This window comes from Campylobacter concisus (assembly GCF_003048875.2).
In the GTDB taxonomy this organism is placed as follows: Bacteria; Campylobacterota; Campylobacteria; order Campylobacterales; family Campylobacteraceae; genus Campylobacter_A; species Campylobacter_A concisus_AU.
The window spans coordinates 844,031-856,448 of the sequence record NZ_CP049264.1; the positions used below are offsets into that span (position 1 = coordinate 844,031).

Sequence of the window (12,418 nt, forward strand, 5' to 3'; positions counted from 1 at the left end):
AAAAATGAAAGCAAAAATAGGAATTCTAACTATGTCCGATCGCGCAAGTGAGGGCACATACGAGGACAAATCAGGCCCAGCGATCAAAGAGGTGCTTGATGGCTGGATAGTAAGCGAAAGAGAGTATTTTTACGAGGTGATCCCAGATGAGCTTGATCTCATAAAAGAGAGGCTCGTGCACATGATAGACGTGCTAGGATGCGACCTTGTGCTAACGACTGGTGGCACTGGACCAGCAGTAAGAGACGTCACTCCAGAGGCTACTGAAGCAGTTTGCGAGAAGATGATGCCAGGCTTTGGCGAGCTAATGAGAGCTGCAAGCTTAAAATACGTCCCAACAGCGATCCTATCACGCCAAACAGCAGGCATAAGAGGCCATGCGCTAATCATAAATTTACCAGGACAGCCAAAGGCAATAAAAGAGTGCTTGGAACCGGTATTTCCAGCGGTGCCATACTGCATTGATCTTATAGAGGGTGCATTTATCGAGACTGATGAAAACGTGATGAAAGTTTTCCGCCCAAAACAAAAGAAAATCTCGTAAATGGGTTTGACAGATAGCCTAAATTTAAAAGCCGCTGCCTTTGCAAATAGGTGGCGACTTGTTATTAAAATTTGGCTTGTTTTTTCTTTTTTATCCTATGCGCTGGCCTACTATCTTGGGTTAGAGGTTTTTGGCTTTATCTCTGCCATTTCTATCTTTGGCTGTGTTTGCCTGCTAGCCTTTAGCTCATTTCTTTGGTTTATCGCTAGCCTTGTATTTTTGCAACCTTTGGTATTTTTACTACTTGAAAAATTTGATGAAAGCATTACTGTTTATGCTTTATCCTGCGCAGTTTGGTTGCTTGGCTGGATCACTTTGTCGCTTATGGTCGTTGATAAATTTGCAAGACTGGGAAATGACATCTTGCTAAAGATCACTCGCATAGTTCTTGTTAGCGAGTTTGCCTTGCTATATTTTTTTAACTACAACAGCAGCTTTGACATAGAGACTTTAATAAAGTCAAATTTGACAAAGTCGCTGCTTTTAGTGCTAAACTCCTATATGCTGCCATCGCTTGTTACGCTACTTATATTTGATATAAAAACATATATCGCTAGCAAAAATGAGTAAAATTTTACGTATTATTTTATGTAATTTATGCTAAATTTAGCCGTTTTTGCTCTCTACTATCTTTTTTATAAGCTCTATATCGCCGTTCATTGCTAAACTCATAAAACAAACTCCGTTTGCGCCAGCTTTTATGGTTTCTTTGTAGTTCCCGCTGTCTAGTCCGCCAAGTGCGTAAATTTCTTTGTCTAAACTTTTTAGCTCGCTTATAAAATTTAGCCCTTTTGGCTCTAAATCAGCCTTGCAAGAGGTGGCAAATTTTTATTTTATCCACTGCTACCTCTTTAAATTTGATGCTTTTTAGCTGCTATTTTGATGTTTGCTTTCGTATGTATCTTTTTTGACTAGTTTTTAGGTTTTTTACTGTTGCTAAATTTGATGAAATACACAGCGTTTATGTTATTAAGTCAGAGTGGCGAAAATTTGCAAAGCATGGTATCAAAGATTGCTTGCATAGTGATTATTGGTAAATTAAATTTTTTAAAGCGGCTATTATTTGCATGCCTTTCAAGTCAAACATCACAGAACTTTTTTAGTTTTCAAACTCAAATTTGCCACCTCATGCAGCGTTAAAAGATAGATAAAACGTTTAAAACTTCAAGCCAAGCGTTTAAATTTATTGGTTTTTGATTTTTGTTATCTATTTATATTGGTATTTGTTTCTTATTTTGAAAGACAGACTAGCAACATTTTGTAAAAGATTTATAGCTAAATTTGCATTATTTTAAATAAATACTATACAAAATAGCATTTTAAATAATAAAAATTAAATATACATTTTTATTTTATTTATAAATTACCATATATGCCTAAAAATTTGTTAAAAAACTTGATAGTAATGCTATCAAGGTTAAGTATATTTTTATCACTTTGTGCTATAATCTGCCAAAAATTTTAAAACAAGGAAAAGAAAATGGCAGATAAATTTGAATTTCAAACCGAGGTCAATGACCTTTTAAATTTGATGATCCACTCTCTTTACTCAAACAAAGAGATATTTTTAAGAGAGCTCATATCAAACTCAAACGACGCGCTTGACAAGCTAAACTACCTATGCTTGACCGATGAAAAGTATAAAAGCTTAAGCTACACTCCAAGGATCGACATCAAAGTAGATGAAAAAGCTAAAACTTTAACTATCAGCGACAACGGTATCGGCATGGATAAAGACGAGCTCATCGCAAATTTAGGCACGATAGCAAGAAGTGGCACAAAAGGCTTTATGCAAAGCTTAAGTGGCGATGCCAAAAAAGATAGCTCGCTGATCGGCCAGTTTGGCGTGGGCTTTTACTCAGCATTTATGGTGGCAAGCAAGATCGAAGTCATAAGCAAACGAGCACTAAGTGAGAAGGCCTATAAATGGACATCTGATGCAAAAAGCTACGAGATCGAAGATGCTAAAAAAGATGGCTTTGGTACGGATATTATCCTGCATTTAAACGACGATGAATTTGCAAATTCTTGGCGCATCGAAGAGATAGTCAAAAAATACTCAAACCACATCCCTTATCCTATATTTATGGATAAAGAGAGCTATGTCGCACCAAAAGAAGGCGAAAAAGAGGGCACTTATGAGACTAAAAACGAGCAGATAAACAAGGCAAATGCACTTTGGAGGCTAAATAAAGCCAGCTTAAAAGATCAAGACTACAACGACTTTTATAAGCAAATTTCACACGACAGCAGCGATCCGCTACTTTATATCCACACAAAGGCTGAGGGTAAGATCGAGTACTCGACACTATTTTATGTGCCAAGCACTGAGCCGTTTGATCTCTTTAGGGTTGATTATCAAAGTGGCGTGAAGCTCTATGTGAAGAGGGTTTTTATAACTGATGATGCAAAAGAGCTTTTGCCGCCATATTTAAGATTTATCAAAGGTGTGATCGACGTTGAGGATCTGCCGCTAAACGTTAGCCGCGAAATTTTACAAGAAAATGCGATCATGCGAACCGTTAAAGAGCAGAGCGTGAAGAAAATTTTAAGCGAACTTGCAAAAGTAAAAGATAATGACCGCGAAAAATACATAAAATTTTACAAACTATTTGGCAAGGTTTTAAAAGAGGGACTTTACGGTTTTAACGCTGAAAAAGAGCAAATTTTGGATCTTTGCCTATTTAAAAGTTCAAAAAGAGACGGACTTATCAGCCTAAAAGAGTACAAAGAGGCGATGAAAGAGGATCAAAAGTCGATCTACTACATCAGCGGCAACAACGAAAATATGCTAAGAAATTCGCCGCTTCTTGAGAGCTTTAAGAAAAACGACATCGAAGTGTTAATAATGGATGAAGAGATCGACACGATCGTCATGCCAATGGTAAATGAATTTGACAAAATACCTCTAAAATCAGTCTCACACGCTGATATAAACGACGAGATCAAAAACGATGAGAAGGTCGATGAGAGCAAGGTTGCAAACACGCTTGTTAAGATGAAAGAGATCTTAAAAGACGAGGTAAAAGATGTTAGACTAAGCTCAAGGCTCTCAAGCTCGGCTGCGGTGCTAATATATGATAAAAACGACCCTGATTACGCTATGCAAGAGATGCTAAAACAGATGGGACAAGGCGCAAATGCTCCAAAAGTTAAGCCGATCTTGGAGATAAATGCTGATCATGAAATTTTTGCAAAACTTGAGAAAAATGAGGCGATGGTTTATGACATAGCGCCTTTGCTTCTTGATATGGCAAGGCTAAATGAGGGCATGAGCCTAGAAAATCCAGCTAAATTTTCAGAGCTTCTAACAAAAGTGATGATAAAAGCTATATAAAATTTGTAAGCCCAAAGAAATTTGGGCTTTTTAAATTTGTAGTCTAGTAAAAGCCTAAAATACGAGCTAAATTAAATTTGGCTCCATTGTTAGTTTGGCTTTTTCTTATTTTTGCTCTTTGTATTTTAAAATTTGAGCGTAAATTTCATCTTTTAGTTTTAATTTTTCTTTTTTCAAGGCATCAAGCTCAGAGGCTTGCGCTGCTTTGCTATCTATCTTTTCATTTAGCTCGTCATGCTTTTTGCAAAGTGCGGCAAAATGAACATCAGCTTTTTTCAACTCATTTATGAGATCAGTGTATTCGTGTAACATACGTAGCTCCTGTAAAAAATTTATAAATTTTAACAAGGCTTTGTAAATGTTTGGCTATCTAAATTTAGATCTATAAAAGCTTAGTGTTTAAGCCAAATTTATCACAAAATGCAAAAACTAAACGTATTTTAGCTCTTCTGGCTTATGCTTGCTCTTTACTAGGCGTTTGGTTAGTCGTATGCCATCAACTGTGCCGATGACTAAAAGCTTTGTGCCTGTGCCAATTAGAGTGTCACCATTTGGCATCGGGATAAATTTGTTATTTATGTCTCTAATGCCTACCACGTCAGCATTTGTGATATTTCTTAGGTGCGTCTCTTTTAGTCTTTTAAACCTGATCCAAGAGTAGTCAGGCACAAGAATTTCTTCTATGTCGATAGGCGAGCTTTTTGTGTATAAAAATTGCTCGAGTAAATTTTCCATATCAGGTCTTACGCTCATGGCACTTAGACGCTGTGCGACTAGGCGAGATGGGCTGACTACGTTATCAGCACCAAGTTTTTTAAGCCTTTGTGTGTCATCTTCACTGTCGGAGTTTGTGATGATATGGTAAGGTTTTTTGCGGCCTATCTCTTTTTCATAAAGTCTAACAGATGCGATAAGTGCGATATTATCAGCAATATTTGGGCTAAGAGTGATTAGTCCTTTTGCGCTTGATAGATGGGTTTTTAAAAAGGCGATTTGAGTGTGAGGCTGAGCTTTTATGAAGTATGGATACTTGTAAATTTGAGCTATTTCTGCGATATCTTCTCTATCATCAACCACTACAAATGGTATGTGATTTTCACGAAACTGAGCGCTAAGCTCGATCGTGTAGAGGTTGTGATAACAAATAACGAAGTGATTTTTTAGTCTTGCGATCTTGTAAAGCATGCGCCTTTCCTTTAAAATGCTAATTAATGTGCCTCTTTTTAGAACTTCTACAACGATACCGATCGATAGCGTAAAAATGATGAAGCCAACAAGGATAAATGTTATAGTAAAAATTCGCCCCTTTGGAGTTATGGGCGCAACTTCGGTAAAACCGACCGTCGTGAAGGTCATACCTGCTTGGTAAAAGGCATCTATGAGAGAGAAGTTATCTATAAAGATATAACCTAGTGTTCCAAAAAGTAACAGTAGTACCACTGAAATTAGTGGAAATCTAAAAGGTTTTAGTTGTTCGTAAAGCTCAGTATCTAGGCTTATTTCTGGTTTTGCAGAGTTTGACCAGTTGAGGAATTTTAAAAGTCTTGAGAGAAAAGACATAAATTCCTCTTCATTTTATCTCTTAGTTTGACTGCTTTTTCATAGTTCTTAGAGTAGAAGCAGCAACTTTTATTCTTCTTGTTGTGCCGTCTTCTAGAGTAACACGGATAGTTCTAAGATTTGGTAAAAATCTTCTTTTAGTTTTATTGTTGGCGTGGCTCACGTTGTTGCCTACCATTGGTCCTTTGCCAGTTATCGCACATCTTTTTGACATTTTTTTTCCTTATAAACAAAAATTTCTGCTGATTTTATCTAAACAAAACCAAAGTATTGCTTAAAATGAAGATTTATATTTATAAGTTTTGTTGATTTTTTATTTAATTAAGGCTAAAATAGCCCCAAAATAAAAAATCGGTAAAACAAAAATGCTAACTAAAAATCAAATAGATGAAATTTCAAATTTTATCTATAAAATGCCCGATGCTTTTTATGAGTGCCAAAAGCACTTGGATGAGGGCGACATCACTGCTGCTATGGAGCTTTTTAGGGGTAGTGAGACTTTTAAAGCGTACTTTGCTACGATAGTAAATTTAGGCGATTTTGGCGTTCAAAACCACACTAGAGATATCTATGCGATGGCTTATCCGCTAGGCATAGACAACCTAAAAATGATAATTTGCTCTTATTTTGTTTTTATCAAATCTCCAAAAAGATATAAAAATTTTGGTGTAAATTTACACTCGATGATGGAGTTTAATGCCAAATTTCTATCTGACTGGAGCAAACTTCTAAACTATCTTGGGCTAAAAAATCAAAAAAATTTGTTTCTAGCTGCCTACGCGCTAATTTTGCTTATATTTTGCGAGCTTATCTTTTTGAAGTATCCACACTCGCTTAAACATATCGTTGGCTTTTCTGATATGAGCTTTGATAGGATCTTGCAGCGAAGGTTTGATATTTCGCTATTTGGAGTACTTTTAAAGCTTGCAGGATGGGATAGCGACAGGCTCAATAGAGAAGAGGTTTTAGTTTTAAAATACTTTAAAATTTTGCTCTCTTATGAGGCAAGCACTGCTAAATTTTTTGACTTTGGCATAGATAGGATCACCGATGTTAGCGTCCATGCTTCGGCTGATATGGTTATAAATTTAAAAAAGGCTCTTAGAAAATGAAAGTAACTTTTGAGGGCTCTTTAGCCATTGTTAGGCCATTTGGATTTTTAGAGGTTAATATCACCCCTTCAAGCATCAAAAAGGCCGAAGTAGAGCAAATTTGCGCAAGGCAGATAAGCGCCATTTTGCTTTCATTAAAAAATGTCACATTTTTTAGCCCACTTTGGCTAAATAGCACATGCGAGCACCTCTCAAGTATCGCTAAGCAGATAGGTGCTGAGTTTGCAGTCTGCGACTATGATGATACTTTTTACGAGCTTGTCGCAAAGACTTCAAAAAATATTTTGAGATTTTCACTCTTTGAAAATGAAAAAGTTGCGACGCTATTTTTAAATGATACTTTAGCAGATAGCAGCGAAGCCATCGTGATTTATAACAAAAACGAGCAGTATAAAGACTACATCAACTCGCTTTTGGAGCAAAAGTGTTACAAGTGTAAATTTGTAAAAAGCGTAGAAGAATTTAACGCCGCCAAACAAGCTTACAAATACACCATTAGCACCCTAAATCACATCGTTTTAGGCAAAAAAGAGTTTAGCACCTTTGTAAGAGGCGACGTTGTCATTTACAAGGCAGCAGGTCTTATAGATAGCTCTTTTGTGCAGAAATTTGACTATAAATTTCACGAAAGGTTGCAAAAGGTAGGCTTTAAATTTTTTGTTTTTTGGTCTGATTCGGTTGGCGCTTTAAATACCATAGGTGCTAGCTTTTTGATAAAGCTATCTGAGCTGAGCCAAAAAAGTGGCGCTATAGTGGCAATTTGTGGCTTAAATGAGGGCAACATCTCAGAGACACTTGCGTCAAATTTAAAAGCGGCAAAGATACTTTTATATAAAAAGATGGATGACTTTTTCAAAGATGACTCGACGCTTTATTTTAAAAAGCGCCTTATCGACGTTGAGCCCACAAAGATGAATAAAAACTTGGTTGAGTTTTTGCCACTTGTGATCTCAAGTGTCACAGACGTGCTCTCGCCTTTGATAGAGAGTGAAATTTTATGCCTTGATGCGAAGATCAGCAACTTTAATGTAGAGGGCGAAAATGACTATTTGCGGGCTTGCGTGCTCTTTTATGGCGACGTACAGATGAGAATTTTGCTTGGTGTTAAAAAGGACAAGCTTGGTAAAATTTGCTCTATTTTTTCAGATAATGGCGATCTGGAGTGTGGCTGTTTAAGCGGATTTTCTCAAATTTTTAGTATCATTGCAAGCAAAATTTTAGACATTTTCATCGAGAGAAATTTAAAGGTAAAACTTAGCAACTTTAAATTTTTCGAAAATGAGATGTTTTTCGACAGAGCAAGCAGTGGAATTTTTGCCACATTAAATGCAAAAGAGAGCCAAACTGGCGTGATTTTTATAAGTAAATAAGGATTTAAAATGTACGTTGCACCTAGTATTTTGTCGGCTGATTTCGGAAATTTAGCAGCTGAGATAAGAGCCATTTGTGAGGCTGGGTGCGATCTGGTGCATGTTGATGTTATGGATGGGCATTTTGTGCCAAATTTAACCATCGGGCCAGTCGTGGTAAGTGCCGTTGCAAAGGCTGCTACAAAGCCACTTGATATTCATTTAATGGTTGAAAATAACTCATTTTTTGCTGACCTTTTCTTGCCACTAAAACCAAAATTTCTAACCTTTCACATAGAAGAAGAGAAGCATCCAATGAGGCTCATCGATCACATCAGAAAAAACGGCGTAAGTCCTGGCATCGTGCTAAATCCGCACACGCCAGTTAGCGCGATCGAGCATATCATAGATGAAGTCGATATGGTGCTTTTAATGAGCGTAAATCCCGGCTTTGGCGGTCAGAAATTTATGCCAGTCGTGCTTGAGAAAACAAGGGCGCTAAGGGAGCTAATAGAGCGCAAAAACGCCAAGTGTCTCATCGAAGTAGATGGTGGCGTAAACGGACTAAATGCGCCTGATCTTGAAGAGGCTGGAGCTGATATCTTGGTGGCTGGCAGCTATATCTTTTCATCAAATTCTTACGAACAAGCCATTCGCGCCATAAAGCTTGAGTTTTGAAACCAAAAAAACAGCGTTTAGAAAACAGCATTGAAATTTTAGCTAGGCAAAATTTGGGCTATCACGAGTTTATCTTGAAATTTAGCGATATCGAGGAAATTTCATCGCTCATTGACGTGCGCGACCTTGATATGTGGCGAACTCTCGGGCTTGACATCACTAGAAATGAAAGCAACGAGATCGAGCTTGGCACGAGATTTAGAGATATAAGCGAGCAGGAATTTTGCGTGGTTGATATCGAAACGACTGGTGGCACGACAAATGGTCAGATCATCGAAATAGGCGCCATAAAAATGAAAAATGGCACTGAAATAGAGCGCTTTGAAAGCTTTGTGGCAGCTAGTGTGGTGCCTGAAAATATCACTGAGCTAACTGGTATAAGAGCGAGCGATCTAGTCGGTGCGCCAAATTTGCTAAACGTGCTGGAGCGGTTTAAAATTTTTCTGGGGACTAGCGTCTTTATCGCGCACAACGTAAATTTTGACTACGGATTTATCTCTCATAGCCTAAATGAGATCGGCCTTGGCATACTGCTAAACAGAAAGCTTTGCACTATCGATCTTAGCCGCCGCACGATCGCTTCGCAAAAATACGGCCTTGGCTCGCTAAAAGAACTTCTTGGTATAAACAACACCCACCACAGAGCCCTAAATGACGCGATAGCAGCAGCTGAAATCTTTAAAGTCTGCCTCACACGCCTGCCTTTTAGCATCCAAACTACAGAGGATCTTATAAGCTTTAGCAAAAATGCCCCAAGCGTAAAGCTAAAACCAGAACCAGTTTTAAAAGCTTTGGAGTAGGGCTCGTATAAATTTAAGCCACTTGGCTGGGAATTTAGAAATTTGATTTAGCTATGACCTATTTAAACGAGATCGCCTATCTTTTTGCGGTTTGCGATCATTGTGTTTTCAATAGCGTCACGATCTATCGCCCTGCAAGCGCCGATCTTTGCAAAATCCATAAAACAACGTTGCCGTTGTGATAAATTTCTCGTGAATTACTGTTTTTTGTATGCGTAAAATAGCCAAGCCGTCGCTACTGATGACGCAGTTTGCTAGGTGGGTTGCTTTTGTAGCAAATTTAGAGCTTGTACCAATGTGAAAATTTACTTTTGCTAAAAGTGCAGACTAAATTCGGAGTTAAATTTAGCCTTTTAAGCGATGACGAGCTTTTGGCTAAATTTCAAAGCATTGCGTCAAATGTCAAGGAGCTTAGGCAGTTTAAAAAGCAGAGCAAAACGCCTATTTGCGTGGTAAAATCAAAAATTTCTGCGTGGATGCGACGAGCAAGGACGAGCTGGAGGGCTACACGCGTGGCTGGCCTATGCAAACTGACTGCAAGCGCGAAGTGGTGGCTAAGCTTATTAGGCGTGGCGTAGTAAAAGATGAGCCAGAGCTGTTTCATAAATTTGAGATATTTGGGTAGGTTTTGATCGCTGTAATGTTATAAATTTAAAAATTAGGCAAGCATATAGCTTGCCTAAACTACAAAAGTTTTTTGATAGCTTCAACTATGAGGTTGCACTTTTTGACGACTGAGTTTATCTCTAGATACTCGTTTTTTGTGTGCATGTTGCCACCAGTTGGACCAAGTCCGTCTATCGTAGGGCAACCAGCCGATGCGCTGATATTGCCATCACTTAGTCCGCCAGCATCGACCCAAGTGACCTTTGTGTCAGTGGCCTTCGCAGCCTCATCAAAGACTTTTTTGATATTTGGTAAATCTACCTCGTCTATCATCGGCCCTTCTTCGTTTATGAGGATGCGCTCACAGCTCACTTCTGGCACTATCGGATGAGATAAAATTTCGTCCATCTTCTTATGTAAAAACTCCACCGAGCTAGCGTGGCGATATCTCATCTCAAATGTCACGCTGGCAAAGTCTGGCACGACGTTTTGGGCGTCGCCACCTTTTGTCATTATGCTATTAAATGTATGGCCTGCCTTAAAATCAGTGAGTTTTGAGAGCTCAACGATGAAATTTGCAGCCTCCACGACAGCTGAACGGCCGCGTTCTGGGTGGTTGCCAGCGTGCGCGCTAACACCACGGAAATTTAGCACATAAGAGATCACGCCTTTTCTAGTGGCTACCATCGAGCCATCTTCTCTTGCAGGCTCGACGACTAGGGCATAGCGAGACTTCTTGGCTAGCTCTCTTATGGCGTCTTTGGCGAAATTTGAGCCAGTCTCCTCGTGAGAGTTTAAAAAGAGGCCGATCTTTAGCTTGCTAAGATCAAGCTCTTTGATGACGTAAAGCGATAGCAGGCTGCCACCCTTATCGTCGATCGCGCCAAGTGCGTTTATGCGCTCATCTATCTTGCTAAATGGCACATCAGCCTTTGTACCCACAGGAAAAACGGTGTCCATGTGACCTATAAATAAAAAGTCGTAACTTTTTGCCTCAAGATCGTTTGAGATGAAAAGGCAAGGAGCGACCTTGTCGGTGCCAAGCTCTATGCTCCTGCTTTTTAAGCCTAAAATTTCGGCTCTTTTTTTAAACCAAGCCGCAACTTCGTTTACGCCGTCGATACTTGAAGTTGGGCTTTCGATGTCGGTTATCTCCTTTAAATCAGCCAAATATTTGTCTATTTCACTATCTTTCATCTTTTATCCTTATACGAGCAAGCTCATCACAAACATCGCTAAATAGGCATTTATGATGCAAATCCCAAAAAGCACGAGATAGTGTCTGCCTGGTACTTCAAGCACGCCTAAAACTCGCCCCATGTACTGCACAGTCGAGCCAACTAGCGCCATGCCAGGAAGCAAGACAGCGATATCGTTTGCATTTAGCGTGCCATCTCCCACAAGTGCGACTAGCACACCTGCCGAGCCGCCCCAGCTCAAAAATGCAGCCATGAAAACGGCTATCGATTCACCTGGAAGACCAAGTGGAAGCATGATAAATCCCAGAAATTTGCCTATCACGCTAAGCGCGCCAGATACTTTTAAGATGTGGATGATGACAAAGGCCATAAGCACGTTTGGGATAGTGTTTTTTACGGCGATGTCCCAGCCTTTTCTAGCGCCCTCTACAAATACGTCGGTTATTAGTTTATTTTCAGTCATCTCTTACTCCTCATCATCTTTGACAAATTTTTTGACATAAAGTCTCATCAAATTTGCTCCAATAATTTTAAAGACAAAGACTATGCCAAGCACCATGGCTATGGTAGCAGTGGCTGTGTTGCCAGCTTTGTCGGTCACTAATAAAACAGGCGCAAATGAAGATAAGAAATTTGTGATCATCGCACCTGCGCTAAACTGAAACGCTGCAAAGATAAGAAGCTCTTTGTGTGAGATGAGACCATCTTGACGCAAAAATTTAGCCGTTGAGCTACCTGCGTCGGTGCTTTGTGTGCTTGCTATCAAAGAGATAGAGCAACATCCTGGTATGCCAATAAGTGGCTTTAAAACAGGCGTTAGCAGTCTTGAAGCTGCGTAAAGTGCATGGTATTTCTCAAAAATAGCGACAAAACCAAGTGCGAGCATAACGGCAGGGGCAAGGCTAAGGGCAAATAAAAAGCCACCTTTTGCGCTAGTGCCACTTCCTGTTTTAAACCATTCTGGAAATTGACCTGCTAGTTTGCTAAAGTCAAAGATGCCACCATAGGTGTTTTGTAAAAAACCTCCAAAGAAAACGATCGCAATTGCAAGAGTGATCGTACCGATGACGAGTTTTTTAGTATCACTACTCTCTTTCATAAAGCCTCCTTTGATTTGGGATTTGTTTAAATATTATAACGCCTATGCTTATGTAATATTTAAAATATAAAATTTGATAATTAATTATAAAATTTTATGAGTAATTTATATATAAAAATTATTATGCGATAAAA

General features: G+C 38.9%; 14 protein-coding genes and 1 pseudogene. 8 read left to right on the forward strand and 7 right to left on the reverse strand.

Annotation, left to right across the window (positions count from 1 at the left end):
- Positions 1–4 precede the first annotated feature (4 nt).
- Entirely contained in the window at positions 5–544 is a 540-nt protein-coding gene (gene mog / locus CVT07_RS04265) for a molybdopterin adenylyltransferase (RefSeq protein ID WP_009293784.1), read from the forward strand.
- Positions 545–1,114 carry a nitrogen fixation protein NifR gene (locus tag CVT07_RS04270; RefSeq protein ID WP_107936793.1) on the forward strand — a complete coding sequence of 190 codons (570 nt, stop codon included), beginning with the start codon at positions 545–547 and terminating at the stop codon, positions 1,112–1,114.
- 36 nt (positions 1,115–1,150) lie between these two features.
- On the opposite strand, the gene CVT07_RS04275 is transcribed toward CVT07_RS04270, so the two are convergent.
- Positions 1,151–1,321, reverse strand: a complete 171-nt coding sequence (locus CVT07_RS04275; protein WP_230855748.1) for a hypothetical protein — start codon at positions 1,319–1,321, stop codon at positions 1,151–1,153.
- Positions 1,322–2,024: 703 nt separating this feature from the next.
- On the opposite strand from CVT07_RS04275, the gene htpG reads away from it, so the two are divergent.
- Entirely contained in the window at positions 2,025–3,881 is a 1,857-nt protein-coding gene (gene htpG, locus CVT07_RS04280) for a molecular chaperone HtpG (RefSeq protein ID WP_107936791.1), read from the forward strand.
- A gap of 105 nt (positions 3,882–3,986) precedes the next feature.
- Here htpG and CVT07_RS04285 read toward each other — a convergent pair whose 3' ends face one another.
- The 3 genes from CVT07_RS04285 to rpmB form a co-directional block, all read right to left on the reverse strand.
- Entirely contained in the window at positions 3,987–4,193 is a 207-nt protein-coding gene (locus tag CVT07_RS04285; protein ID WP_107936789.1) for a DUF465 domain-containing protein, read from the reverse strand.
- A gap of 117 nt (positions 4,194–4,310) precedes the next feature.
- Positions 4,311–5,441 carry a potassium channel family protein gene (locus CVT07_RS04290; RefSeq protein ID WP_012001697.1) on the reverse strand — a complete coding sequence of 377 codons (1,131 nt, stop codon included), beginning with the start codon at positions 5,439–5,441 and terminating at the stop codon, positions 4,311–4,313.
- A gap of 22 nt (positions 5,442–5,463) precedes the next feature.
- A complete protein-coding gene (gene rpmB / locus CVT07_RS04295) occupies positions 5,464–5,655 on the reverse strand; it encodes a 50S ribosomal protein L28 (protein WP_002942221.1) in 192 nt (63 codons plus the stop codon).
- 151 nt (positions 5,656–5,806) lie between these two features.
- Between rpmB and CVT07_RS04300 the strand changes: the two genes are divergently transcribed.
- The 5 genes and pseudogenes from CVT07_RS04300 to CVT07_RS10100 form a co-directional block, all read left to right on the forward strand.
- The gene (locus CVT07_RS04300) at positions 5,807–6,553 is read left to right on the forward strand and encodes a hypothetical protein (RefSeq protein ID WP_103620358.1); all 747 of its coding nucleotides are present in this window, start codon (positions 5,807–5,809) and stop codon (positions 6,551–6,553) included.
- Positions 6,550–7,923, forward strand: a complete 1,374-nt coding sequence (locus tag CVT07_RS04305; protein WP_107936787.1) for a prephenate dehydrogenase — start codon at positions 6,550–6,552, stop codon at positions 7,921–7,923. The genes CVT07_RS04300 and CVT07_RS04305 overlap by 4 nt, the downstream gene beginning before the upstream one ends.
- A 9-nt stretch (positions 7,924–7,932) precedes the next feature.
- Positions 7,933–8,580, forward strand: a complete 648-nt coding sequence (gene rpe, locus CVT07_RS04310; RefSeq protein WP_103572326.1) for a ribulose-phosphate 3-epimerase — start codon at positions 7,933–7,935, stop codon at positions 8,578–8,580.
- The gene (locus tag CVT07_RS04315) at positions 8,577–9,380 is read left to right on the forward strand and encodes a 3'-5' exonuclease (RefSeq protein ID WP_107936785.1); all 804 of its coding nucleotides are present in this window, start codon (positions 8,577–8,579) and stop codon (positions 9,378–9,380) included. The genes rpe and CVT07_RS04315 overlap by 4 nt, the downstream gene beginning before the upstream one ends.
- A gap of 350 nt (positions 9,381–9,730) precedes the next feature.
- A pseudogene (locus CVT07_RS10100) lies at positions 9,731–10,005 on the forward strand (menaquinone biosynthesis decarboxylase); the annotation flags it as partial.
- 59 nt (positions 10,006–10,064) lie between these two features.
- Here CVT07_RS10100 and CVT07_RS04325 read toward each other — a convergent pair.
- From CVT07_RS04325 to CVT07_RS04335, 3 genes are read right to left on the reverse strand one after another with little or no spacing between them, the layout of a single operon-like run.
- Complete coding sequence (locus tag CVT07_RS04325) at positions 10,065–11,183, reverse strand: M20/M25/M40 family metallo-hydrolase (RefSeq protein ID WP_107936781.1); 1,119 nt, start codon at positions 11,181–11,183, stop codon at positions 10,065–10,067.
- A 9-nt stretch (positions 11,184–11,192) separates the two neighbouring features.
- Entirely contained in the window at positions 11,193–11,648 is a 456-nt protein-coding gene (locus CVT07_RS04330; protein ID WP_107936779.1) for a YjiG family protein, read from the reverse strand.
- Positions 11,649–11,651: 3 nt separating this feature from the next.
- Positions 11,652–12,284, reverse strand: a complete 633-nt coding sequence (locus CVT07_RS04335; RefSeq protein ID WP_107936777.1) for a nucleoside recognition domain-containing protein — start codon at positions 12,282–12,284, stop codon at positions 11,652–11,654.
- Positions 12,285–12,418 lie beyond the last annotated feature (134 nt).

Coding starts and splice junctions, on each gene's coding strand:
- mog (WP_009293784.1), top strand. CDS start 5: ATGAAAGCAAAAATAGGAATTCTAACTATGTCCGATCGCGCAAGTGAG.
- CVT07_RS04270 (WP_107936793.1), top strand. CDS start 545: ATGGGTTTGACAGATAGCCTAAATTTAAAAGCCGCTGCCTTTGCAAAT.
- htpG (WP_107936791.1), top strand. CDS start 2,025: ATGGCAGATAAATTTGAATTTCAAACCGAGGTCAATGACCTTTTAAAT.
- CVT07_RS04285 (WP_107936789.1), bottom strand. CDS start 4,193: ATGTTACACGAATACACTGATCTCATAAATGAGTTGAAAAAAGCTGAT.
- CVT07_RS04290 (WP_012001697.1), bottom strand. CDS start 5,441: ATGTCTTTTCTCTCAAGACTTTTAAAATTCCTCAACTGGTCAAACTCT.
- rpmB (WP_002942221.1), bottom strand. CDS start 5,655: ATGTCAAAAAGATGTGCGATAACTGGCAAAGGACCAATGGTAGGCAAC.
- CVT07_RS04300 (WP_103620358.1), top strand. CDS start 5,807: ATGCTAACTAAAAATCAAATAGATGAAATTTCAAATTTTATCTATAAA.
- CVT07_RS04305 (WP_107936787.1), top strand. CDS start 6,550: ATGAAAGTAACTTTTGAGGGCTCTTTAGCCATTGTTAGGCCATTTGGA.
- rpe (WP_103572326.1), top strand. CDS start 7,933: ATGTACGTTGCACCTAGTATTTTGTCGGCTGATTTCGGAAATTTAGCA.
- CVT07_RS04325 (WP_107936781.1), bottom strand. CDS start 11,183: ATGAAAGATAGTGAAATAGACAAATATTTGGCTGATTTAAAGGAGATA.
- CVT07_RS04330 (WP_107936779.1), bottom strand. CDS start 11,648: ATGACTGAAAATAAACTAATAACCGACGTATTTGTAGAGGGCGCTAGA.
- CVT07_RS04335 (WP_107936777.1), bottom strand. CDS start 12,284: ATGAAAGAGAGTAGTGATACTAAAAAACTCGTCATCGGTACGATCACT.